Raw genomic sequence first — 23,427 nt, 5'->3', positions numbered from 1 at the left:
TTAGGAAAAAAACCAGGTAGCATAGAAAGTGTTAAATAGCGCACGCTTCCAGGTCATGAACAGACTAGGAAAATGGGGGTTTCATCGATGAACCTTGAAGAAATCCAGAATCCGATGTTTTTAAAACATTATTCGAATAAACAGCTTGAGGAACTTGCAAGCGATATTCGTCGTTTTTTAGTTGAAAAATTATCGGTGAATGGCGGTCACATTGGGCCAAACTTAGGAGTAGTAGAATTAACGCTTGTGTTACACCAATTATTTGAGAGCCCAAAAGACAAATTGATATGGGATGTCGGTCACCAATCGTATGTACACAAGATTTTAACAGGACGAGCAAACCAGTTTGATACAATGCGTCAATATGAAGGGTTATGTGGTTTCCCGAAGCGATCAGAAAGTGAGCATGACGTATGGGAAACGGGGCATAGCTCAACATCATTATCAGCAGCAATGGGAATGGCGGCTGCCCGAGATTTAAAGGGTGACAAGGAGCATATTGTTGCCATTATTGGTGATGGCGCGTTGACAGGTGGAATGGCGCTTGAAGCGTTGAATCACATTGGGCATGAGCAAACGAATTTGATCGTCGTGCTAAATGACAATGAAATGTCGATTGCCCCGAATGTGGGCGCGTTGCATGGTATTTTAGGGCGTCTCCGCACGGCTGGTAAATATCAAAAAGCAAAAGAAGAATTGGAACACCTCGTTCGGAAAATCCCTGCTTTTGGCGGAAAGCTGGCTGATACAGCGGAACGGGTTAAAGACAGTTTGAAATATATGATGGTACAAGGGATGTTTTTTGAAGAGATGGGCTTTACTTATTTAGGTCCAGTGGATGGGCATGATTTTGCCGATCTTAATGATCAATTAAATTGTGCAAAGAAAATGTCCGGACCGGTACTCGTTCATGTCTTGACAAAGAAAGGCAAAGGCTATCGCCCGGCCGAAGAAGACGAAACAGGTGCATGGCATGGGACAGGTCCTTATAAAATTGAGAGCGGTGAAATGGTGAAAAAGTCAGGTCCACCAAGTTACCCTAGTGTATTTGCCAACACGCTCAAGAAGATCGCCCGTGAGGATGAACGCGTTGTCGCGATTACGCCAGCAATGCCAGGTGGTTCAAAACTAGACTTGTTTGCAGAAGAATTCCCTCACCGTATGTTCGATGTTGGGATTGCTGAGCAACATGCCGCAACGATGGCAGCAGGGCTTGCAACGCAAGGAATGAAACCAGTGTATGCAGTGTACTCAACGTTTTTACAACGTGGTTATGATCAAGTAGTGCACGATATTTGTCGGCAAAATTTGAATGTCGTGATTGCGATTGATCGCGCAGGGTTAGTTGGTGCAGATGGAGAAACGCACCAAGGTGTATTTGACATCGCTTTTTTGCGCTCACTTCCAAATATGGTGATTTTAAACCCACAAAATGAAAATGAACTGCAGCATATGCTTTATACGGCGCTCTGTTATGATGATGGCCCAATTGCAGTTCGTTATCCGCGTGGGAATGGCACAGGTGTAAAAATGGATGAGCAATTAAAGGTGTGGCCTATTGGAAAATGGGACGTGCTGCATGAAGGAAATGATGCAACCATCATTACATTTGGCACGATGGTACCAGTTGCGATACAGGCCGTTGCTCAAATCGAACAGTCAGGCACCCGTGTTCGTTTAATTAATGCGACGTCTGTAAAACCGCTTGATGAAGCACTCTTAATGGAAGTTGCCAGCGCTAATCACCCCGTTTTGACACTGGAGGAATCTGTTTTGCAAGGTGGATTTGGTAGTGCTGTACTCGAGTTTTTCCATGATCAAGGGTGCCAGGTTGATGTGAAGCGTCTAGGCATTCCCGATCGTTTCATTGAACATGGTCGTGTTGAGGAATTATACGAGGAAATTGGTTTGACACCACGTCATGTGGCAGATGCATTGGTAAGTATGCTACCAACGAGAAAGAAACGGGCGTAGTGAAAATGAAGAAAGAACGTTTAGATGTGTTACTTGTTGAACGAGGATTAGCTGAAACCCGTGAGCGCGCAAAGCGTGCAATTATGGCTGGGCTTGTATACAGCGATTCAGAACGTTTGGATAAACCAGGATTGAAGGTGGCGTATGATGCGCCCCTTCGGATCAAAGGACAAGTACTGCCTTATGTGAGCCGCGGAGGATTAAAGCTTGAAAAAGCGTTAGAAGTGTTTGATTTAGACGTTAATGGCAAGAGTGGGCTCGATATTGGCGCCTCGACGGGTGGGTTTACAGATTGCGCTTTGCAAAATGGGGCGTCACACATGTATGCCGTTGACGTCGGTTACAACCAACTTGCTTGGAAAATTCGACAAGACGATCGTGTGACAGTGATGGAGCGCGTTAATTTTCGTTTCTCCCGTCCAGAAGATTTTCACCCGTATAAAGTAGCATTTGCAACGATTGATGTTTCATTTATTTCTTTGCGTCTCATCTTGCCTCCCCTATTTGATATTTTAATGGAAAAAGGCGATGTGTGTGCCCTTGTCAAGCCTCAATTTGAAGCAGGAAGAGCTTTTGTAGGGAAAAAAGGGATTGTGCGTGATCCAAGCGTCCATGAACAAGTATTAATTGATATTTCCACATTTGCAGCTGAAATTGGATTTGACGTTGTTTCCCTCGATTTTTCACCCATCACCGGTGGAGAAGGAAACGTCGAATTTTTACTTCATTTAAAAAAAGGATCGGGAAAAATAGCTGTGCAATTAGAGAAAATCCAATCTGTGGTGAACTTGGCTGCACAACTTAGCAAGTAAAGGTGGCGATCATGATGTTGACGGAATTGTCCATTAAAAATTTTGCCATTATCCAGCAATTGACTGTACCATTTGAGCAAGGATTAACGGTATTAACAGGAGAAACAGGTGCAGGGAAATCAATTATTATTGATGCAGTTGGTTTATTGCTCGGTGCAAGAGGCTCGTCTGATTTTATTAGACATGGTGAAAAACGAGCGGAAATTGAGGGATTGTTTCATGTAGATGCAACTCACCCGGTGCATGAGAAACTAATGAATATTGGCATTGATATAGAGGAAGACATGTTAATTATTCGACGCGATATTACATCCGTAGGAAAGAGCATTTGCCGTATCAATGGTAAATTGACAACAATTTCCCAGCTTCGTGATGTTGGACAGTCACTCATTGATGTACATGGACAACATGAACACCAAACACTCATGCGTAAGGAAGAACATTTGTCATTGCTCGATCGTTTTGGTGGAGAAGAGTTGTCCACCACATTAAAGATGTATCAAAAGGAATTTAGGCGGATGCAACAGATAGAAGAACAGTATCGGACATTGAATCAGGACACACAAGCCATCGCACAAAAAATTGACTTGTACACGTATCAATCTAATGAAATTGCCGCTGCGGCTCTGACTGAACATGAAGATGAGCGACTGTTAGAAGAGCGTTATAAATTAGCTAATAGTGAGAAATTGATTTCTACACTGACGGCAAGTTATGAACAGTTGTATGGTGAAGGTCGTGGGTTAGACGCTGTCAGTAAAACACTGTCTTCTTTAGAAGAAGCGGCGAACATTGATTTGACGTTGCAGCCATTAGTGGAACAAATTTCTACGAGTTATTATACGTTAGAAGAGGCCGCTTTTACACTAAGAGAGGCGATTGATCAAGTCGATTTTCACTCTGACCGCCTAAATTTAGTGGAGGCACGCCTTGCCGAGATTGAGACGTTAAAACGAAAATACGGGGAATCTGTGTCAGAAATTTTGGCGCATGAAGTAAAAATTAAAGAAGAGCTTATGACATTGACAGATCGAGAAGACCATGTGGCAGCATTGAACGAGAAAAGACAAGCGTGTTATGAAAAATTAGCGCCATTGGCTGCACAACTAACAGAAATTCGTGAAAAAGTGGCAGCCAAATTGTCATCTACAGTTTTTACGCAGTTGCAGCAACTATATATGGAAAAAGCGACCTTTAAAGTAAAGCTCTCTATACGTAAAGCCGAAAAAGCACTTGATCATTTTGGATTTAATGGAAAAGATCAGGTTGAATTTTTATTGTCAGCGAACCGCGGTGAACCACTTAAATCATTGGCAAAAGTTGCGTCTGGCGGAGAAATATCTCGAATGATGCTTGCTTTAAAGTCGAGTCTTTCTGCGAGCCAAGGAATAACTTCAGTCATTTTTGATGAGGTCGACAGTGGCGTGAGTGGACGTGTTGCACAAGCAATTGCTGAAAAAGTTTACCGGATCTCAATGGGTTCTCAAGTGTTGTGTATTTCGCACTTACCACAAGTCGCAGCAATGGCAGACCAACATTTATTTATTTCCAAAACGGAAATAGATGGACGGGTTGTGACCAATGTCAAGTCACTAACTGAGAAGGAAAAGATTGCAGAGCTGGCGCGGATGCTTTCAGGTACCAAGGTGACAGAAATTACACGCGAGAATGCAAAAGAGCTGTTGCAACAAGCGCAACTAAAAAAGGTTGTATGTTAGAAAAGCTATCCAGAATGGGTGGCTTTTTCTATGCTCCCCAGTTATAAATCTGATCACTGACGGCAACATTAATAGTACAGCCAGCATGGAGGTGTGGGTTGGGAGCTAGGGGAGTGAATGATTTGAAAATAAGGTATGTCATCGGTTTTATCCTTGCTGTGTGTATGATTGGACTTGCTTTTTCACCAGCGATAAAGCATTTTGTAGCGGTTCCCACTTCTATGACGGTGTTTGAAGGTAGTGAGGAATTGTTAATGCACAACTTAGAGGGGGTAGAGTCAAAAGAAACATCGTCAGCGATTGCATTTAAAAATCAAGGACATCGCACATATCTAAGTGGTGAAGAAGCAGGAAATAGTGAAGTGGTCATGACGGTCGGGAAGTGGCCAGTAAAGGCAATTGATGTATCTGTCTTACCGAAGATAGAAGTGGTCCCTGGAGGGCAATCAATTGGAGTAAAATTAAATACAGAAGGTGTGCTTGTTGTTGGTCATCATTTGATCGAGAAGAAAGGGCAACAATTATCTCCAGGTGAAGATGCTGGTATAAAAGTTGGCGATATGATCACAAAATTAGATGGTGTACCTATACATTCCATGAATGAGGTTGCTGAGCTTGTTCAGCAAGCTGGTAAAGAAGAGAAAGACCTGAAGCTGGAAGTACGACGTAATCAAAAAACATTTGAGACGACGCTCACGCCAGAAAAAGCAACAGGTGATCACTTGTATCGGATGGGTCTTTATATTCGTGACTCAGCTGCTGGTGTCGGAACACTCACATTTTATGAGCCTAAAAGTGGCAAATATGGTGCGCTTGGTCATGTCATTGCGGATACTGATACACATAAGGCAATTACTGTCCATGATGGAGAAGTTATGCGTTCGTCGGTGACGTCGATTGAGAAAGGATTAAATGGTGAACCGGGGGAGAAATTGGCCCGTATTTCACAGGAACGCGATATTTTAGGTAATATCGAGAAGAATAGCTCATTTGGTATTTTTGGTAAATTGAACAAACGTGACCTAAAAAATGATATTGCAGATAAACCTCTGCCAATTTCCAGTGCTTCTGAAGTGAAAAAAGGACCTGCTCAGATGTTGACAGTTGTTGATGGAGAAAAAGTGGAGAAGTTCGATATTGAGATTGTAAATAGTATTACACAAGCAACACCGGCGACAAAAGGGATGGTTATTAAAGTGACTGATAAGCGTCTACTGGAGGAAACAGGTGGAATTGTACAAGGAATGAGCGGAAGCCCAATTATTCAAAACGGCAAGATCATTGGCGCCGTGACTCATGTATTTGTGAATGATCCGACGTCTGGGTATGCATGTCATATAGGATGGATGTTAGAAGAAGCAGGTCTTCATACAGGTCTTGTGCAAGCCAAAGCGAGTTAATCACACGCTTTGGTTTTTTTCTGTATTCAACATAGCGAAAAAATGAAGTGGCATGTGCCGGAATGTGAGGGAGAGCGGCTATTGCAACATTTTCTTGTTGAAAAACTACTGTTTTTAAAATAAAAAGAGGATTACATGCATCGATGTCGAATCTAAACAATACACAACAATTTTTAAAAATTGGAGGAAGAAATATGGAAAATATTACGGTATGTGTGGCAGACGATAACCAAGAGCTCGTCCAACTTTTGGTCGAGTATATTGAGACGCAAAATGATATGCAAGTTGTTGGCACCGCTTTCAACGGTAAAGAATGTTTAGAGGTATTGGAAGAAAAAAAACCTGATGTGTTGTTGCTTGACGTCATCATGCCCCATCTCGATGGTCTTTCGGTATTAAAACGGTTAAGTGGAAAAGCTGTACGACCGCAAACCATTATGTTGACAGCGTTTGGACAAGAAGATATTACAAAACGTGCGGTTGATTATGGTGCATCTTACTATGTGTTGAAGCCGTTTGATATGGAAGTGTTGATGGAAAAGATCCGTGAAGTGAGTGGGGTGAAGCAGTGGGTTAGGCCGCAAATGAGAGACTGGCGCCCATCGATTACCCCAAAGGAGACGCCGAAAGAAATTAACCTGGATGCAAGCATTACGAGTGTGATTCATGAGATCGGGGTACCGGCACACATCAAAGGTTACATGTATTTACGTGAAGCAATCACGATGGTATATAAAGACATTGAGTTGCTTGGTTCGATTACAAAGGTGCTCTATCCTGATATTGCAAAAAAGTTTAACACGACCGCAAGTCGGGTTGAACGAGCGATTCGTCATGCCATTGAAGTCGCATGGAATCGCGGAAATGTTGATTCCATTGCAAATTTGTTTGGATATACCGTTAGTCAGACGAAATCAAAGCCAACAAATTCCGAGTTCATTGCCATCATTGCTGATAAATTACGGATTGAACATCGCGTAAGTTAAGTTTAAGGAGCACTCTAAGAAGGCGCACGGAGACGTGTGTCTTTTTAATGTTCAATCAAACCCAACTGTTTCCTTTTGCAAAGGTGTGTTTTTTTATCATATTAATAAATACTACACATAAGTGGAGGGGATAAAATGACAATTCTTTTCTTAACATTGCCGCTCATGGCACTTGTATTTATGTGGGGGTTTCGCGATGCGGGTTGGTGTAAAGCAGTGCGCCCGCACGAGTATTTGCCGTACAGCCTAGGGGCGCTTGTACTGTATGCGTATGCGGTATTATGTACGTATCCACCGACAGATAGTGCATTTTTCTCATATTTATCGCTAAGTATCCTTGTCACGTTGTGGTTGGTCGGTTTTTTATATGATTACTATGGAGAACGAATTGATCAGTTAAGCGGTCGTGTCCGCATATTTTATAGGGTTTCACGACTGTTAATAATGATTCTAATCGCTGCTGCTCTAATATACAGCTGGTTCGGATTCAACGAAGCTGGTTTTTTACAGATGGCGCTTGTATTTATGTTGCTTATTTGTTTACCACATGCAGTAGCTCAAATAGATACTGGCCCATTACGCTTATGGAAAGTAAGTATTTTTGTCATGATTGCTGTGTTCGCTTCCCTGCCGGTACCCGCTTTTGTAGAAGTTCTTTATGCGGTGACAGTATTTTATTTAATTTTTGTACTTGAAGGAGAGCATCAAGCTGTTTTAGGGATGAGTGGTTCATTTACGATTGGTGGTTTAATCGCATTGTGGATTGTCCATGCACTTTCTTTATTTGAACAATTTCTCGCGGGAATGCTTCTCATATTAGCGGTCGTTATTGGAAAACACATATTTTCAACGAAAGCAGTCATGAAAACATCATTCTTGCGCTTCGTTGATCATGTAGGAATTCGTAAAACTTAATCGAAAAAGGGTGATGGATCGTTTACTTTGTTCTCTTCAAAAACTTCGCAGCGACTTTCCCTCTTTTTTTGTCTCGATGGAAAATGAAACCAGCTATAAATGCAAGTCCAAGTAGAAAGAAAATGACGCCAGCGAAAAATTGTATCCAGAGAGAGGGGTACGGTGAAATAATCGTTGTAAAAAAGGCATCGCGCATGAGTTTAATACCATAACCACTTGCGATGATTGGAATTAGCAGTAAAATAAGTGCAATAACTCGCCCCATGGGAAAGTCCTCCAGTCTGGTGTCGTATTTTAGGTGATTAAATGTAAGGATCAATTTATATTTTAAACGAGTTTTTCCTCGTTGTATAGGTTTTGTGGTTGCATCATTGGCCAATTTATACGATACTTAAATAAGACATGATAGTAGCACGTAAGACCAAGTACTAAATCTGTCCTGTTCATAGTAGGAAGGAGGGAAGCACATTGAAGCGTGCATTGCTCATTGGTGAAGGGGCAGAGGTGAGAAACTTAGCTAAAAGTTTGCAAGCGACGAGTGCTGTTCATCTCAGTGGTGTTTTTACAACAGATAAAGTACTACAGAAATGGGCACAGTCTCATCAGCTTCAACTGTTCCATGACGAAAGTGCGTTACATACTTGCCCTGTTGATGTATTCATTGCAAATCAAGTGCATTCATTGGCAAAAGAGCATTGGTCATTTGAACAAGCATGGGATCTGATTTACAAGTCACTTGATTCAAGTACAATTGTGGAAGCCGCGTTGAATGCGATTCAAGATGGGATTATTACTGTAGATCGTTCGTGTCGCGTTGTGTTTATGAACGAGGCGGCGTCTAAGATGGCTGGTTTGTGTAGCAATGTGACGTATGGTGCGTCTATTCATACGCTTTTGCCTTCGAGTGGATTACCGCGCGTGATTGAAACAGCGACGCCTGAATATCATCAAATGCATACATTTGCAAATGGTACCACCATTGTCACTACCCGTGTTCCTCTATTTAAAGGAGAAGAATGTGCGGGTGCCATTGCTATTTTTAAAGATGTGACTGAAGCAAGACAATTAGGCGAGCAGTTAACGGATCTAAAAAGTATTCAAACGATGTTAGAGGCAATTATTCATTCTTCTAATGACGCGATCTCTGTTGTCGACGAAAATGGATTTGGTTTATTAATTAATCCCGCATATACGCGTATGACAGGCTTAGAAAAAGAAGATATCATTGGCAAACCGGCAACAGCAGACATTTCTGAAGGAGATAGCATGCATATGCATGTATTGAAGACAAAAAAAGCTGTGCGTGGGGCACGCTTGAAATTAGGTCCTAAGAAAAGAGATGTCATTGTAAATGTGGCACCCATTATTGTTGACGACACATTAAAAGGAAGTGTCGGCATCATACATGATGTGTCAGAGTTGACGGTGTTAACACAACAGTTGAGAAAGGCGAAGCAGCGTCTCGCCTCGTTGGAAGCAAAATATTCATTTGAAGAAATTGTTGGCGCATCACCAGAAATGCGTGTAGCAATTGAACAAGCAAAGCTTGGTGCAACGACCTCCTTACCTATACTATTGCTAGGGGAGACAGGAACTGGAAAAGAATTATTTGCGCACGCCATTCATCATGAAAGTGAGCGTTATGAGCAGCCCTTTATTCGGGTCAATTGTGCTGCTCTGTCAGAAACGTTGCTAGAAAGTGAACTCTTTGGTTATGAAGCGGGTGCTTTTTCGGGTGCACATCGACAAGGGAAGCGAGGTTTATTTGAAGAGGCGGATGGTGGCAGTTTGTTTTTAGACGAGGTGGGAGAACTGTCGCCCACGACGCAAGCAAAATTGTTACGTGTATTACAAGAAAAAGAATTTGTGCGTGTAGGGGGCACGAAGCCAATTCCCATAGATGTGCGAATCATTGCAGCAACCAATGTCAATCTTCAAAAGGCCATTGCCTGTAAGCAGTTTCGTGAAGATTTATATTACCGTTTAAGTAAACTGCCCATTCAAATTCCAGCTTTGCGCGAGCGGAAAGGGGACTTGCCTTTACTTGTACAACATTTACTTCAAAAACTAAATGCTGATTATGGTTATCAAGTACAAGCAATTGTGCCAAATATCATGAAAAAAATGGCACAATACCATTGGCCAGGAAATGTACGAGAGCTGGAGAACATTTTGGCACGATCAATGATTTATACAGAAGCGGGTGCGCGTCATCTTTCTCACGTTGATTTACCGGGTGAAGGAAAGGTGATACGCGATGCTTTGCCAGTTGACTTCGATGGAAACGGAACGAAAACGCTGAAAGAATTTTTATCAGAGAATGAAAAAAATTATATTGCGACCGTGTTAAAAGAAGTGAATGGGGTGAAGACAGAGGCAGCTAAAAAGTTAGACATCTCTGTACGCTCACTTTATTACAAAATGGAGAAGCACCATTTAGAATGATTTTGCTTGCAATAAATTGCGCGTGTGCAATTTATTGCAGTGAATATATAAAGATAAATGTGCCGTTGTTTATAAAGATCTGTCATATTGGTGACATTCAAGGTAATTGGCATTGTTTTTGCATGTGTTATGAGGAGGAGTGGCTGAGAAAGATACAGCAGCTGATTGAAGGGGGAAGTATAACGATGAATGTATTTTCAGGAATGATTGCCCATGATTATGAACAAGTCATATTTTGCCAAGACCGTACTTCAGGTTTGAAAGCGGTCATCGCGATCCACGATACAACGCTTGGACCGGCACTTGGTGGTACGCGGATGTGGAATTATGAGACAGAAGAAGCGGCAGTTGAGGATGTATTGCGTCTTTCACGCGGCATGACATATAAAAACGCAGCCGCTGGTTTAAATCTAGGCGGAGGGAAAGCGGTCATTATTGGTGATGCCCGTACAGATAAGAACCCGGAAATGTTTCGTGCATTTGGTCGCTATATTCAAGGTTTAAATGGCCGCTATATTACGGCTGAGGATGTCGGAACAACTGTTGAAGATATGGATATCATTCATCAGGAAACGGATTATGTAACTGGGATTTCCCAAGCATTTGGTGCGTCTGGAAATCCGTCCCCGGTAACAGCGTATGGCGTGTATGTTGGAATGAAAGCAGCTGCAAAAGCGGGACTTGGTACAGAGAGCTTATCTGGGAAAACGATTGCTGTTCAAGGAGTCGGCAATGTTGCTTATCATTTATGTAAACATTTGCATGAGGAAGGCGTCCAATTGATTGTGACCGATATCCATCAACCGTCAGTGAAACGAGCAGTCGACGAATTTGGTGCGCGGGCAGTTGACCCGACTGAAATTTTGCAAGTTGATTGCGACATTTTGGCCCCTTGTGCCTTAGGTGGTGTGCTAAATGAAGACACATTGCCAATGATAAAGGCGAAAGTCATTGCTGGCGCGGCCAACAATCAATTGAACACAAATGAAGATGGCGAACGCCTGCAACAAATGGGCATTGCATATGCACCGGACTATGTCATTAATGCGGGTGGGGTCATGAATGTCGCAGATGAGTTAAACGGTTATAACCGTGAGCGTGCGTTCAAAAAAGTAGAGACAATCTTTGATAATGTATCTCGTGTGTTTGAAATTGCCAAGACAGAACAAATCGCAACATATCGTGCCGCTGATCGCATGGCTGAAGAGCGAATTGAACGGATGCGCTATTCAGGCGGAAAATTTCTGCAAAATGGATATCACATTTTGTCAAAGAGGTGAAATAAATGGCTGAAAACTATGATCTTGTTATTGTCGGCGGCGGTACAGGTGGTTACGTCGCTGCCATTAAGGCTGCTCAATCAGGACTGAAGACAGCGCTTGTAGAGAAAGATGCACTTGGTGGCACATGTCTGCACCGTGGTTGTATCCCAAGCAAAGCGTTGTTGCGCAGTGCCGAAGTGTTCCGTACTGTCAAGGAAGCACAAGCGTTTGGCGTACAGACAAGTGATGCTGCCGTCGATTTTGAGGCAGTGCAGAAGCGTAAAGATGATATTGTGACGAAACTGGCAATTGGCGTACAATCATTAATGAAAAAAGGTAAAATTGATGTGTACAACGGAACAGGGCGATTACTAGGACCGTCCATTTTTTCTCCACTTCCAGGAACAGTCTCTGTTGAATCGGGGCAAGGGGAAAATGATATGCTGATCGGTAAAAATGTGCTGATTGCCACGGGTTCATCCCCACGTGCATTACCAGGGCTACCTTTTGACGGAGAATTCGTTTTAAGCTCAGATGACGCGCTTCGCTTACAAACGTTGCCATCATCGATTGTCATTGTTGGTGGAGGAGTAATCGGGATTGAATGGGCGTCGATGCTCGTTGATTTCGGTGTTGAGGTGACAGTCGTTGAATATGGCGCGCGTATTTTGCCAACTGCTGATGCGGACGTGTCAGTAGAAGTGATGCGGCAGTTGAAAGAGAGAGGCGTGAAATTTTATACGAACGCCAGTTGCGATCCAGACGCGGTCGAGAAAAAGGATGGCGGCGTTCACGTGACCATCCAAACAAAGGATGCTACGCTGCCACTAGCAGCAAGTAAATTACTCGTTTCAATTGGACGCATAGCAAATGTTACAGGTATTGGCCTCGAAAATACCGATATTGTCGTGGAAAATGGTTATATTGGTGTCAATGACTATTATCAAACGAAAGAATCGCATATTTATGCAATTGGTGACTGCATTGGTGGGCTGCAGCTTGCCCATGTTGCTTCACATGAGGGAATGATTGCCGTAGCCCATATGGTCAATGAGTCACCTCATCCATTACAACTTGAGACTGTGCCGTCATGCATTTACAGCTTTCCAGAATCAGCGCAAGTAGGGTTGACAGAAGCGCAAGCAAAAGAGGCAGGTTATGAAGTGAAAATAGGAAAGTTCCCGTTTGCGGCAATTGGCAAAGCGCTCGTACAAGGGGAAACGGAAGGATTTGTGAAAGTCGTCGCAAATGCAAGCAATCAAGATGTACTCGGCGTTCATATTGTTGGTGCCCATGCGACAGAGCTCATTTCAGAAGCAGCGCTCGCCAAAGTACTTGATGCCGCACACTTTGAGGTTGGAGAAATGATTCATGCGCATCCGACGTTGGCTGAGGCAATTGGAGAAGCGGCGCTTGCTGTAGACGGACGCGCCATTCATATGTGAGAAAAGGGGGAAACAAGGTGGTTGAAAAAAGACATGAAGCATTGCAGTTAACAGATGAGATGGTACGTGACATATATGAAACGATGTTGCTTGCACGGCGGATTGATGAGCGGATGTGGCTCTTGAATCGTGCGGGGAAAATTCCATTTGTTATTTCGTGTCAAGGACAAGAGGCTGCGCAAGTTGGAGCGGCTTTTGCGTTAAATCGCGATGAGGATTATGTTTTGCCTTATTATCGTGACATGGGTGTTGTGCTTGCTTTTGGCATGACGGCAAAAGACTTGATGTTATCGGGCTTTGCAAAAGTGGAAGATCCGAACTCAGGTGGCAGACAAATGCCCGGTCACTTTGGGCAAAAGAAAAACCGCATTGTCACAGGTTCATCACCGGTGACGACACAAGTGCCACATGCGGTTGGCATCGCCCTTGCCGCGCGTCTTGAACAAAAAAATATTGTTGCACTAACAACGTTTGGTGAAGGATCATCGAACCAAGGTGATTTCCATGAAGGCGCAAACTTCGCGAGTGTGCATAAGCTCCCTGTTATTTTCATGTGTGAAAACAATAAATACGCCATTAGTGTGCCGATCGAAAAACAACTGGCGTGCAAAAATGTCTCAGATCGGGCGATTGGTTACGGGATGCATGGCGTGACCGTTGATGGAAACGATCCACTGGCCGTTTATGAAGCAGTTAAAGCTGCTGCTGAGCGCGGGCGCAAGGGTGAGGGGCCAACTTTAGTTGAGACAGTATCGTATCGTCTCACACCGCATTCGAGTGACGATGATGACCGGGCGTATCGCACACGCGAAGAAGTCGACGCAGCAAAAGAGAAAGATGCGATCCATACATTTGCCCGCTATTTATTGGAGAGTGGCACCGCGACAGAAGCGCAGTTAAAAGAGATGGATGAGCGGATTGCTGAGCTAGTCAATGAGGCAACAGAGTATGCGGAGAACGCGGCATATGCGGCGGTCGACACGCTTCATGCTCATGTGTATGATGAGGAGGCGAAATAAATGGCGGTCATATCTTATATTGAAGCAGTGACACAAGCATTGAAACAAGAGATGGAACGCGACGAGCGCGTGTTTGTGCTCGGTGAAGATGTTGGGAAACGGGGCGGCGTTTTCCGCGCTACCGATGGACTGTATGAGCAGTTTGGCGAAGCACGGGTCATTGATACCCCGCTTGCTGAATCGGCGATTGCCGGTGTGGGCATTGGCGCCGCGATGTACGGGATGCGTCCCGTCGCAGAAATGCAGTTTGCGGACTTTATTATGCCAGCAGTCAATCAAATTGTGTCTGAAGCAGCGAAAATTCGCTACCGCTCTAACAACGATTGGACGTGTCCAATGACGATTCGTGCCCCGTACGGCGGTGGGATTCATGGCGCGTTATACCATTCGCAAAGTGTGGAAGCGATGTTTGCCAACACGCCCGGGCTAAAAATTGTGATGCCATCTACCCCTTATGATGTAAAAGGACTCCTTGCTGCGTCGATCCGTTCTAATGACCCAGTGTTATTTTTCGAACATAAACGGGCGTACCGGTTAATTAAAGGCGAGGTACCAGAAGACGCTTATACAATTCCTATTGGTGAGGCCGATGTAAAGCGTGAAGGTGCCGATGTCACGGTCATTACGTACGGGCTTGCTGTTCACTTTGCTTTACAAGCAGCTGAACGTCTAGAAAAAGATGGGATTGATACACACATTTTAGACTTAAGAACGGTTTATCCGCTTGATCAAGAAGCGATTATTGCCGCCGCGAAGAAAACAGGAAAAGTGTTGTTGGTGACAGAAGATAACAAAGAAGGTAGCATTATGAGCGAGGTCGCAGCCATTATTGCCGAGCATTGTTTATTTGATTTAGATGCACCAATTGAGCGCTTGGCCGGCCCGGATGTGCCGGCGATGCCATATGCACCAACGTTGGAAAAAGAGTTTATCATTAGTCCAGACAAAGTTGAACGCGCGATTCGCGATTTGGCGGAGTTTTAAGGGAGGAATGTATGATGGCAACAACAATGTCCATGCCGCAATTAGGAGAGAGTGTGACCGAAGGAACGATCAGCAAATGGCTCGTCCAGCCCGGCGATCATGTGAATAAATATGACCCGATTGCTGAAGTCATGACAGATAAAGTAAATGCTGAAATTCCTTCTTCTTATACAGGTGTCATTCGTGAGTTACTCGTTCAAGAAAATGATACGGTTTCCGTTGGGACCGATATTTGTTCAATTGATGAAGAAGGCGCTGGTGAAAAACAAGCGGCAACGCCGGAGAAGAAGGCAGCGCCAGTGCAGCAAGCAGCTGTGAATACAACATCTGACACATCACAAAAAGCGCGCTACTCACCGGCGGTGATGCGTCTTGCCCAAGAGCACGGGTTAGATTTACAGACAATGACGGGTACAGGGCGTGGTGGACGTATAACGCGTAAAGATGTAGAAGCAATTATCGCGACAGGTGGACAGACGGCGCCAGCAGCCGCCCCAGCATCTACAAGTGAACCGAAGGCAGCTACACCGAGTGCTGCCCCTGTTAACGCGCCAGTGTCGATGGCAGCAGGTGACATTGAGATTCCTGTTCAAGGCGTGCGTAAAGCTATCGCCGCAAATATGGTGAAAAGCAAAACAGAAGCCCCGCACGCATGGACGATGGTCGAAGTTGATGTGACCAATCTTGTCAAATTACGTGATAAATTAAAAGGGGCATTCCGCAAACAAGAAGGGTATAACTTGACGTTCTTGCCGTTCTTTATGAAAGCGACGGTCGAGGCATTAAAGCAATTCCCCCAAGTGAATGCAGCATGGCATGGCGATAAAATTATTCAAAAGAAAGATATCCATTTATCTATGGCAGTTGCAACTGATGATGCGCTGTACGTACCGGTGATCCGGCATGCAGATGAGAAAACGATTAAAGGGCTAGCGCGCCATACACATGAACTCGCACAAAAAGTACGTACCGGGAAATTAACGGGTGAAGACATGCAAGGCGGCACATTTACGATTAATAATACCGGATCTTTCGGTTCCATCATGTCACAACCCATCATTAATCAACCGCAAGCAGCGATTTTGTCAGTTGAGGCGATTGTGAAACGTCCGGTCGTGATGGAGACAGAAGCGGGCGATATGATCGCCATTCGCCACATGGTAAATTTATGTTTGTCACTTGACCATCGTGTGTTAGACGGACTTGTTTGCGGACGCTTCTTAGCAGCAATGAAAGAGCGCCTGGAAAACATGAATGAAGACAATGTGACGATTTATTAAGGGAGAGAGGCTTGTGCCTGCGATTTGCAGTGCAAGTCTTTTTTAGTGTGCCACAAAAAAGAATCTTTACGGTTTACAAGTGAGGGGAAATGCGTTATAATCAAACAGAGATAAATCGTAATGGTTACGAATAGGGAGGACGTCATGAAAAAAAGCTTATTGATAATGGGTGTGGCACTCATCTCGTTATCTGCTTGTGCGGAGAAGACAAATAACGCAATTGAAACGAGCACAGTAGAAGATCCAGAAACGTTAAAGATTTATACAACCATCTTTCCTTTGGCTGACTGGACAAAACGCATTGGTGGAGAATTTGTAGAGGTTGAAGCCATGATTCCAGCAGGAGCAGATGCACATACGTATGAACTAACGGCACAACAGATGGTTGCAGTTGCGGATGCGGATGCATTTATTTATAACGGAGCGGGACTAGAAGGTTTTGCTGAGAAGATTATTGAGGCTGTATCTTCTCATGATGTAGAGGTGGTGGCAGCAATTGAAGGGATTGATTTGCTGGCAGCTACTCATGACCATCACGATCACCATGACCATGATGAAGAGACGGACGCACATACCGATCACGATGATCAAGATCCTCACGTATGGTTGGATCCAATTTTAGCGATGGACATGGCAAAAAATATAAAAGAAAAACTGATTATGCTTATGCCAGAACAAGAAAATGTCTTTAAGAAAAATTATGAGCAGCTTGTAATTGACTTTCAAACGTTGGACCAGTCGTTTACACAGTTAATGGAAAATGCTAAGCAAGATACGATGATGGTGTCGCATGCTGGCTATGGTTATTGGGAAGAACGCTATGGAATTAAGCAGCTGGGTATTGCTGGGATTTCATCAACAAGTGAGCCATCACAACGTGAGCTTGAGCAAACCGTTCGGATGGCAAAAGAGCGTGATTTGTCATATGTTCTCTTTGAACCAAACATTTCTGATCAAGTAACGGAAGTTGTTCGAAAAGAGTTAGAATTAGAATCGTTGCCGATCTATAATTTAGAAGGGTTAACTCCTGAGCAGGAAAAAGCCGGGGAAGACTACTTTTCTTTGATGAAACAAAACATTCATACATTACGCCAAGTGTTAGGGTCAGACTAAGAAGATGCGCATACATCTTCTTTTTTCTTGACCACAAGAGGACAATTGGGTACACTAAATGTGATTTGGAAATAAAGGAGTGCACGCATCATGCTGGTACATATTCGCGGGTTGAATTCTTCTTATGAGCATGCGCTCTTTCATTTGTTTTCTCTGTTTTATGAGCAAGTACAGTTACAGTTTGTTGAGAAATTGGATGGTTTAACCCAAAATGCAACGCCATCATTAATGATGGATGTGCATATAACTGAAGACACGAAGGTGTCTCTCACACTTACAACAAGTTCTGGACATGCACGCACGATGAAAGGTACCTATCCGCAGAGTAGTGTATATGATACTTCGGACATGAAAAAGAAGGAGAAGCGGACAGTCCGTTTATTACTACTACGTTTGCTTGAAGCGTATACAGGAATTCATCAACCATGGGGCGTGCTTACAGGCATCCGACCAACCAAATTAATGCACCAAATGCGGCGGGCAGGTTTAACAAAAAAGGAGATTGAAACTGAATTGACTGAGGTATATGCTGTGTCAGAAGAGAAAATCTCCCTATTGTCACGTATTATGAAACGACAATTGTCTGTCTTACCTGATTTAGATACCCTTGACCGCGGGGTAAGTATTTATATTGGTATTCCATTTTGTCCGACAAAATGCGCCTATTGTACATTCCCTGCTTATGCAATTAACGAGACGGATGGCTCAGTTGCTTCATTTCTTGAGGGACTACATTATGAAATGTCTGAAACGGGAAAGTGGTTGCGTACCCGTAACATTGCCGTTACGACCATTTATTATGGTGGGGGCACACCGACAAGTATTACCGCAGAGGAAATGGATGCACTTTATGCCCATATGTATAAAGTTTTCCCGCATGCTAATCAGGTGCGCGAACTCACTGTAGAGGCAGGACGTCCAGATACAATTACCCCTGATAAACTTGAAGTGTTAAAAAAATACAATGTCGATCGGATGAGCATTAATCCACAATCTTTTACGAATGAAACGCTAGAAGCAATTGGTCGACATCATTCTGTAGAAGAAACGATTGAAAAGTTCCAACTCGCAAAAACACACGGGATTGAAAATATTAATATGGATCTGATCATCGGCTTGCCAGGAGAAGGCATTGCCGAAATGGCACATACACTTGGTGAGACAGAGAAGCTTCAACCGACGTCATTGACGGTGCACACCCTCTCATTCAAACGAGCTTCAGATATGACAAAAAATCGGTCAAAGTATCAGGTTGCAGGACGGGAAGAAATTAAAGAGATGATGGCGATGGCAAATGAGTGGATGACACGACACCATTACGAACCTTATTATTTGTACCGGCAAAAGAATATCCTTGGTAACTTAGAAAATGTCGGCTATGCCTGTCCAGATCGAGAAAGTTTGTATAATATTATCATCATGGAAGAATGCCAAACCATCATTGGACTTGGATGCGGCGCAGCAAGCAAATTTGTCAAGCCAGGAACAGGTAAGATCACGCGTTACGCCAATCCAAAGAACCCTCGCGCTTACCGAGAGAGTTATAAAGAATACACGATGAAAAAACTTACTTTACTCAGTGAAACTTTTGATTTACGATAGAAGGACAAGATACAACAGTAGGAGGAAAATCATATGCAACAGTTTAACTTTTATATGAATGATGTCGTTCAAGGTGCTCGTGACGAGATGGTGACAGCAGGTTACATGCAACTAGAAACACCAGAAGCGGTAGATGAAGCATTATCTAAAGCAGGTACAACTTTGGTTATGATTAACTCTGTTTGTGGCTGCGCCGGTGGGATTGCCCGTCCAGCAGCGGCGTACATGAAAAATTATGAAGTGCAACCAGACCGTTTTGCGACAGTCTTTGCAGGACAAGACAAAGAAGCGACTGCAAGAGCACGGGAGTATTTCAAAGGGTACGGTCCGTCGTCCCCATCTTTTGCACTTGTCAAGGACGGGGAAGTTCAAATGATGGTTGAACGTCATGAAATCGAAGGGCATGAACCAATTCAAGTCGTTCAAAAGCTTGAAAAAGCATTTGACACATATTGTAAGTAATCAGTCGATGAATGGCGTTGCCCTAGGGTGGTGCGCTATTAATAAAAATGGAGGAGACGTGTGGCATGCAAGCACAATACAATAAAATTCAGCAGTTTTTAAATATGGAAGAGGAAATTTCATTTAAAGACTTCCAAGCTTTTTATAAAGAGGTTGTGGACGAGCTAAGCACCATTCATCAAGGGATGGATGAAGAGACGCTCTGGAAAGCACTTTTTGTTGTTGAGAATATTATTTCCAATGCCGACGGTCGTGCAGAGGAAACGAAAGGCGCCGAGTCAAAAAAATATAGCAAAATGTCGCAACGCCTCCAGTTATATGCGAAAAACTTTGGGATTCGCCTAGGTGAAGCAGGTTATACAGAAGAAGACATTAATGAGCGGTTTAAGCAAATGTTTGCCGAGGGAGAAGAAACAATCGCTGCAAAATAGTCATTGCAAGAAAAATAAGAGGAAGTTTCAATTGACAACTTCCTCTACTTATCATATAATCATAGATGTCGCTAGAAACTGACAGTAGGCGCCTATGGTGAAACAGGATATCACACGAGATTCCGGTTCTCGCGTTGTGGGTTCGATTCCTGCTAGGCGCGTCAAAAAAGCAAGAGGTTCCTGTTGGAGCCTCTTGCTTTTTCTTTAGAGATTAAGGTAACAACCCGACCAATTTTAGACCATGTACAATGCCATCATCATTCACATGCTTTGTGACATAACGCGCTTGTTGTTTTACTTCATCTGGCGCATTTCCCATTGCGACACTGTGAGGGGAGAATGCGAGCATTTCAAGGTCGTTCAATCCATCGCCAAAAACGTAGATATCTTCTTGAGAAAACCCACTACGCTTCATATATTGTGCAATGCCGTTTGCTTTTGACCCGCCTTTAGGGAGCACATCCATTGCAAAAGGATGCCAACGCACAAACGAAAACAATGGGAAGTGTCCAGTATATAAATGTTCTTCCTCCTGCGTACAGAAAAGCAACGCTTGATAAAGGTGGTTTGTTTCAAAATAGTTAGGGTCGTGGGAGGGTAAATCAACTTTAATGGATTGTATGCTTTCAATAATGTATGGATGGTCTATTTGATTTGCAGTAAATGTCTCCCCACCCATAAAGACAAGGGGATGGTTATGGGTAGAAGCAAAACGCTCTAAGTCGCGAAATGCGGTAGCATCGAGGATATTCTCGTAAATCAACTCTCCTTTATATACTACGTATTGTCCATTGAAACAAATGTAGGAATCAATCCCAAGCTCCGCGCGTAATTCTTGGAAAAAATAGGGCGCTCTTCCAGAGGCAATAGCAACTTCATGCCCTTTTTCTTTTAAAACACGAATCGCTTGCTTAGTGGAACGCGGGAGCTGTTTGTCATCGTCTAACAATGTCCCGTCAATGTCGAAGAAAATTAATGCTTTTTTCATGGAACCACCTCTAAGTGTCTTTAATAAATGGTCGAATTCTACTCCCAAACTGTACCTTACTATAACAGATATGTCAATATTTGTTGAAACGACCATTTAGCTAAATCATACGGGCGTCCTATTTTTACAGTGACGACGGATCGTAGTATACTGGAAAGACATAAAGAACATCCAGGAGGAATGACTTGTGTCAGATGTACAAAAAACAGTAACCCACCGCAATGATGAAGCGAAAGCACAGCTCCAAAACCGCTTAAAGCGGGTGGAAGGTCAAGTACGTGGCGTGCAAAAAATGATAGAAGAAAATCGTTATTGCGTAGATGTGCTCGTACAATTAGCGGCGATTCAAGCAGCACTAAAAAAGGTGAATATGCTTTTATTGGAAGACCATGCAAAGCATTGCGTCACGCATGCCGTTAAACATGGAAACGGAGATGAAGCATTAAGTGAACTTATGAATATCATTGCCCGTTTTTCAAAATAAACACTTCACATACCTGATTGGGGTATGTTAAAATGAACATGAGTCTAATGCAGAGAGGGGGACGAAAGTATGGCTGCGACAACTGTACAAGTAGAAGGCATGTCTTGTGGCCACTGTGTAGCTGCAATTGAAAAGGCTGTAGGCGGATTGACGGGTGTGACACAAGTACATGTTTCATTAGAAGATAAAACGGTTGCTGTGACATATAACGAACAAGAAACAAACATTCAATCGATCCAAGAAATGATTGAGGATCAAGGATATGATGTACAAGACGACACAGGTTGTGGATGTTGCTAATACGTTGTGAGGGAAAGGTTATAGAGGAACATCTGTCGGTAACCTTTCCCGTAGAGAAGGAATTTAAAGAAGTTTAAAGGTCATTGCAATTTCTATTGACTTTTCAAGTGCATCCATGTAAAATAAGAGTGTCGGTTGAGTTGAATTACTGCCAGATAACATAGATACATAAAATAATAGGATCCGTTAGCTCAGTTGGGAGAGCGCCACCTTGACAGGGTGGAGGTCACTGGTTCGAGCCCAGTACGGGTCATCGTAGGAAACCCTTGGTAGAGCAGGGGTTTTTGTTTTTTCTGATCTGCATTTGAAAAGAGATTTTGGGTGTTGATGTAAATGTTGATGTAAACAGCTTAGATTTTTTTAGCAAACAAATTATCCATACTGTCAGCAGCTTTCCTGTCTGCACTTCGAAGTGCATGTCCATACACGTCCATTGTTGTATTTATTCTACTATGACCAAGACGCTCTGAGATGATTTTTGCATGTATATTTTGAGCAATTAACAAAGTTGCCGAAGTGTGTCTAAGATCGTGTAGGCGTATATGTCTTACTTCAGCACGTTGTGTAAATCGTCCCCACCAGAGGGTCGGTGTTGTGGGATAAAAGTGTTTTCCGTTTTCATTACAAAATAGCCATTCTCGTTCTTCTTCAAGCCACTTATCACCCATTCGGAAACGTTCTTTCTTCCAGTGCAATTTATATTCTTTGAGTTCTTGCACTACAAATTTAGGGAGAGATATTAAGCGGTGAGAGGATTCATTTTTGGTACACTTGATCACTGAAGTTTTACGAGAAGTAGCAGCAGGTGTTTATACCATTGAAAAGCTAGAAATAGATCGAATAAGATTTGAAGATTTTTGGGATGATATTAATTATGGTTTCGAAGTTGTTGTAAATATAATTGAATGGTTGCTTCTCCTATCGGCTCTAATATTCCCAGTGGGGTGGGCCGCAATATTGTCTAAGGGACTCAAGGAAGCTATTAAACGAGTATTGAGGCATGCACTCACTTAAAGCGGAGTTCTGGTCGTTCATTCAAAAGGTTAGCCCCCGTTTTTACGGGGGCGAAATTATCGAGGGGATAGAAGGTCAATAGTTTTTCTTCAGCTGCGCCACTTCTTCCCTCAAAGCTCTTACTTCATTAATTAGAATTTCTTGATTAGCTAGAGATTTTTCTATGGCTTTTTTTCGTTCTAGTAGAAGATGGTCTGCTTCGCGTAATGTGAGTTCATGTGATTGGTGTGTTTTTACGTTCATTTTGTGCCCTTTAAAAGCTATTATGACCGCAACAATCAAACCAGCTGTTAAAAAGAACTGATACAGTTCCATTTGGATTCCCTCCTCCAGATGTGTATGCATTAATTGTAGTTTAACATACACAATGTAAAATGTGCTACAATTAAGCTTGGTAAATGCTTTATGAGAGAAGGATGTTTGATGGAAGCATGGTTCTACATTATATTAATCGTATGTGTGGTCATTATGTGTGTAGTATTTGTAAATGCACATAAAAAGAATGCTATTAACAACGAAAAGCTAACAAAAGAGAACATGCAAGCACTAGAGGATGCAAAAAGATTCCGTGTTGCTCAGACAGAGGCATCTGAAAAGTCCATGGTCGCGCAAGAAGCCATACTCAACGAAATCAAAGCACTACGAGAAGAAGTAAAACAATTGAAGAACAACGAATAACCGTGTGGGGTAGTCCCTCGTTCTTAGGAATGGGGGTTCTTTTTGGTTAAACCAATTATCCTGATCGTGAGATAGAGAGATTCCCCACTTACATATGAAAAGCGATTTATCCCTT

23 protein-coding genes and 2 tRNA genes are annotated in these 23,427 nt (G+C 43.1%); 21 read left to right on the top strand and 4 right to left on the bottom strand.

Going from position 1 to position 23,427, the window contains the following annotated elements; all coding sequences use genetic code 11:
- Window positions 1-87 precede the first annotated feature (87 nt).
- From dxs to NSQ26_RS07395, 6 genes are all read left to right on the top strand, one after another.
- Complete coding sequence (gene dxs / locus NSQ26_RS07420; RefSeq protein WP_499717704.1) at window positions 88-1,974, top strand: 1-deoxy-D-xylulose-5-phosphate synthase; 1,887 nt, start codon at window positions 88-90, stop codon at window positions 1,972-1,974.
- Complete coding sequence (locus NSQ26_RS07415; RefSeq protein WP_218123998.1) at window positions 1,974-2,786, top strand: TlyA family RNA methyltransferase; 813 nt, start codon at window positions 1,974-1,976, stop codon at window positions 2,784-2,786. Before dxs ends, NSQ26_RS07415 begins: the two co-directional genes overlap by 1 nt.
- Window positions 2,787-2,797: 11 nt before the next feature.
- Window positions 2,798-4,504 (top strand): DNA repair protein RecN, encoded by a 1,707-nt coding sequence (gene recN / locus NSQ26_RS07410; protein ID WP_499717703.1) that lies wholly within the window; start codon window positions 2,798-2,800, stop codon window positions 4,502-4,504.
- A gap of 113 nt (window positions 4,505-4,617) precedes the next feature.
- A complete protein-coding gene (gene spoIVB, locus NSQ26_RS07405; RefSeq protein ID WP_499717702.1) occupies window positions 4,618-5,904 on the top strand; it encodes a SpoIVB peptidase in 1,287 nt (428 codons plus the stop codon).
- Window positions 5,905-6,098: 194 nt separating this feature from the next.
- Window positions 6,099-6,890: a sporulation transcription factor Spo0A gene (spo0A, locus tag NSQ26_RS07400; protein ID WP_499717701.1), complete on the top strand. Its 792-nt coding sequence runs from the start codon at window positions 6,099-6,101 to the stop codon at window positions 6,888-6,890.
- Between the two features lie 135 nt (window positions 6,891-7,025).
- Window positions 7,026-7,805, top strand: coding sequence for a hypothetical protein (locus tag NSQ26_RS07395; RefSeq protein WP_499717700.1), 780 nt, complete (start codon window positions 7,026-7,028; stop codon window positions 7,803-7,805).
- Window positions 7,806-7,827: 22 nt separating this feature from the next.
- On the opposite strand, the gene NSQ26_RS07390 is transcribed toward NSQ26_RS07395, so the two are convergent.
- The gene (locus tag NSQ26_RS07390; RefSeq protein ID WP_090775412.1) at window positions 7,828-8,070 is read right to left on the bottom strand and encodes a DUF2627 domain-containing protein; all 243 of its coding nucleotides are present in this window, start codon (window positions 8,068-8,070) and stop codon (window positions 7,828-7,830) included.
- A 203-nt stretch (window positions 8,071-8,273) separates the two neighbouring features.
- On the opposite strand from NSQ26_RS07390, the gene NSQ26_RS07385 reads away from it, so the two are divergent.
- The 11 genes from NSQ26_RS07385 (at window position 8,274) to NSQ26_RS07335 (ending at window position 20,009) form a co-directional block, all read left to right on the top strand.
- Window positions 8,274-10,250 (top strand): sigma-54 interaction domain-containing protein, encoded by a 1,977-nt coding sequence (locus tag NSQ26_RS07385; RefSeq protein WP_499717699.1) that lies wholly within the window; start codon window positions 8,274-8,276, stop codon window positions 10,248-10,250.
- Between the two features lie 185 nt (window positions 10,251-10,435).
- Window positions 10,436-11,530, top strand: coding sequence for a Glu/Leu/Phe/Val family dehydrogenase (locus NSQ26_RS07380; RefSeq protein WP_499717698.1), 1,095 nt, complete (start codon window positions 10,436-10,438; stop codon window positions 11,528-11,530).
- Window positions 11,531-11,535: 5 nt separating this feature from the next.
- A complete protein-coding gene (lpdA, locus tag NSQ26_RS07375) occupies window positions 11,536-12,957 on the top strand; it encodes a dihydrolipoyl dehydrogenase (protein WP_499717697.1) in 1,422 nt (473 codons plus the stop codon).
- A 59-nt stretch (window positions 12,958-13,016) separates the two neighbouring features.
- The gene (locus NSQ26_RS07370) at window positions 13,017-13,976 is read left to right on the top strand and encodes a thiamine pyrophosphate-dependent dehydrogenase E1 component subunit alpha (RefSeq protein ID WP_499720013.1); all 960 of its coding nucleotides are present in this window, start codon (window positions 13,017-13,019) and stop codon (window positions 13,974-13,976) included.
- Entirely contained in the window at window positions 13,977-14,960 is a 984-nt protein-coding gene (locus tag NSQ26_RS07365) for an alpha-ketoacid dehydrogenase subunit beta (RefSeq protein ID WP_499717696.1), read from the top strand.
- 11 nt (window positions 14,961-14,971) lie between these two features.
- A complete protein-coding gene (locus NSQ26_RS07360; protein WP_499717695.1) occupies window positions 14,972-16,240 on the top strand; it encodes a dihydrolipoamide acetyltransferase family protein in 1,269 nt (422 codons plus the stop codon).
- Between the two features lie 144 nt (window positions 16,241-16,384).
- Window positions 16,385-17,353 (top strand): metal ABC transporter solute-binding protein, Zn/Mn family, encoded by a 969-nt coding sequence (locus NSQ26_RS07355; protein WP_499717694.1) that lies wholly within the window; start codon window positions 16,385-16,387, stop codon window positions 17,351-17,353.
- Window positions 17,354-17,443: 90 nt separating this feature from the next.
- Entirely contained in the window at window positions 17,444-18,955 is a 1,512-nt protein-coding gene (locus NSQ26_RS07350) for a coproporphyrinogen III oxidase (protein ID WP_499717693.1), read from the top strand.
- A gap of 33 nt (window positions 18,956-18,988) precedes the next feature.
- On the top strand, window positions 18,989-19,417 hold the full coding sequence (locus NSQ26_RS07345; RefSeq protein WP_090775419.1) for a BrxA/BrxB family bacilliredoxin: 429 nt from the start codon (window positions 18,989-18,991) through the stop codon (window positions 19,415-19,417).
- 65 nt (window positions 19,418-19,482) lie between these two features.
- Window positions 19,483-19,848 carry a hypothetical protein gene (locus tag NSQ26_RS07340; protein ID WP_090775420.1) on the top strand — a complete coding sequence of 122 codons (366 nt, stop codon included), beginning with the start codon at window positions 19,483-19,485 and terminating at the stop codon, window positions 19,846-19,848.
- An 88-nt stretch (window positions 19,849-19,936) separates the two neighbouring features.
- A tRNA-Arg gene (locus NSQ26_RS07335) sits at window positions 19,937-20,009 on the top strand.
- 50 nt (window positions 20,010-20,059) lie between these two features.
- Here the strand turns inward: NSQ26_RS07335 and NSQ26_RS07330 are convergent.
- Window positions 20,060-20,836: a Cof-type HAD-IIB family hydrolase gene (locus NSQ26_RS07330; protein ID WP_499717692.1), complete on the bottom strand. Its 777-nt coding sequence runs from the start codon at window positions 20,834-20,836 to the stop codon at window positions 20,060-20,062.
- A gap of 187 nt (window positions 20,837-21,023) precedes the next feature.
- Between NSQ26_RS07330 and NSQ26_RS07325 the strand changes: the two genes are divergently transcribed.
- The 3 genes from NSQ26_RS07325 to NSQ26_RS07315 all read left to right on the top strand — a co-directional run bounded on the left by NSQ26_RS07325 (window position 21,024) and on the right by NSQ26_RS07315 (window position 21,873).
- Window positions 21,024-21,320: a metal-sensitive transcriptional regulator gene (locus tag NSQ26_RS07325; protein WP_090775422.1), complete on the top strand. Its 297-nt coding sequence runs from the start codon at window positions 21,024-21,026 to the stop codon at window positions 21,318-21,320.
- Between the two features lie 69 nt (window positions 21,321-21,389).
- Entirely contained in the window at window positions 21,390-21,620 is a 231-nt protein-coding gene (gene copZ / locus NSQ26_RS07320) for a copper chaperone CopZ (protein WP_090775423.1), read from the top strand.
- Window positions 21,621-21,800: 180 nt separating this feature from the next.
- Window positions 21,801-21,873, top strand: a tRNA-Val gene (locus tag NSQ26_RS07315).
- A 97-nt stretch (window positions 21,874-21,970) separates the two neighbouring features.
- On the opposite strand, the gene NSQ26_RS07310 is transcribed toward NSQ26_RS07315, so the two are convergent.
- Window positions 21,971-22,399, bottom strand: a complete 429-nt coding sequence (locus tag NSQ26_RS07310; RefSeq protein ID WP_499717691.1) for a site-specific integrase — start codon at window positions 22,397-22,399, stop codon at window positions 21,971-21,973.
- Window positions 22,400-22,709: 310 nt separating this feature from the next.
- Window positions 22,710-22,949, bottom strand: a complete 240-nt coding sequence (locus tag NSQ26_RS07305) for a hypothetical protein (protein WP_499717690.1) — start codon at window positions 22,947-22,949, stop codon at window positions 22,710-22,712.
- Between the two features lie 108 nt (window positions 22,950-23,057).
- On the opposite strand from NSQ26_RS07305, the gene NSQ26_RS07300 reads away from it, so the two are divergent.
- Complete coding sequence (locus NSQ26_RS07300) at window positions 23,058-23,312, top strand: hypothetical protein (protein WP_499717689.1); 255 nt, start codon at window positions 23,058-23,060, stop codon at window positions 23,310-23,312.
- Window positions 23,313-23,427 lie beyond the last annotated feature (115 nt).

Origin of the sequence: Bacillus sp. FSL W7-1360, assembly GCF_038592975.1 — a bacterium.
Taxonomy (GTDB): domain Bacteria; phylum Bacillota; class Bacilli; order Bacillales; family Bacillaceae_D; genus Shouchella; species Shouchella lonarensis.
The sequence above is the reverse complement of the archived record's forward strand: the minus strand, read 5'-3'. Positions and strand labels throughout refer to the sequence as shown.

Coding starts and splice junctions, on each gene's coding strand:
- recN (WP_499717703.1), top strand. CDS start 2,798: ATGATGTTGACGGAATTGTCCATTAAAAATTTTGCCATTATCCAGCAA.
- lpdA (WP_499717697.1), top strand. CDS start 11,536: ATGGCTGAAAACTATGATCTTGTTATTGTCGGCGGCGGTACAGGTGGT.
- NSQ26_RS07380 (WP_499717698.1), top strand. CDS start 10,436: ATGAATGTATTTTCAGGAATGATTGCCCATGATTATGAACAAGTCATA.
- NSQ26_RS07300 (WP_499717689.1), top strand. CDS start 23,058: ATGGAAGCATGGTTCTACATTATATTAATCGTATGTGTGGTCATTATG.
- NSQ26_RS07365 (WP_499717696.1), top strand. CDS start 13,977: ATGGCGGTCATATCTTATATTGAAGCAGTGACACAAGCATTGAAACAA.
- NSQ26_RS07360 (WP_499717695.1), top strand. CDS start 14,972: ATGATGGCAACAACAATGTCCATGCCGCAATTAGGAGAGAGTGTGACC.
- copZ (WP_090775423.1), top strand. CDS start 21,390: ATGGCTGCGACAACTGTACAAGTAGAAGGCATGTCTTGTGGCCACTGT.
- NSQ26_RS07390 (WP_090775412.1), bottom strand. CDS start 8,070: ATGGGGCGAGTTATTGCACTTATTTTACTGCTAATTCCAATCATCGCA.
- NSQ26_RS07305 (WP_499717690.1), bottom strand. CDS start 22,949: ATGGAACTGTATCAGTTCTTTTTAACAGCTGGTTTGATTGTTGCGGTC.
- NSQ26_RS07355 (WP_499717694.1), top strand. CDS start 16,385: ATGAAAAAAAGCTTATTGATAATGGGTGTGGCACTCATCTCGTTATCT.
- NSQ26_RS07340 (WP_090775420.1), top strand. CDS start 19,483: ATGCAAGCACAATACAATAAAATTCAGCAGTTTTTAAATATGGAAGAG.
- spo0A (WP_499717701.1), top strand. CDS start 6,099: ATGGAAAATATTACGGTATGTGTGGCAGACGATAACCAAGAGCTCGTC.
- dxs (WP_499717704.1), top strand. CDS start 88: ATGAACCTTGAAGAAATCCAGAATCCGATGTTTTTAAAACATTATTCG.
- NSQ26_RS07395 (WP_499717700.1), top strand. CDS start 7,026: ATGACAATTCTTTTCTTAACATTGCCGCTCATGGCACTTGTATTTATG.
- NSQ26_RS07370 (WP_499720013.1), top strand. CDS start 13,017: ATGGTACGTGACATATATGAAACGATGTTGCTTGCACGGCGGATTGAT.
- NSQ26_RS07345 (WP_090775419.1), top strand. CDS start 18,989: ATGCAACAGTTTAACTTTTATATGAATGATGTCGTTCAAGGTGCTCGT.
- NSQ26_RS07350 (WP_499717693.1), top strand. CDS start 17,444: ATGCTGGTACATATTCGCGGGTTGAATTCTTCTTATGAGCATGCGCTC.
- NSQ26_RS07330 (WP_499717692.1), bottom strand. CDS start 20,836: ATGAAAAAAGCATTAATTTTCTTCGACATTGACGGGACATTGTTAGAC.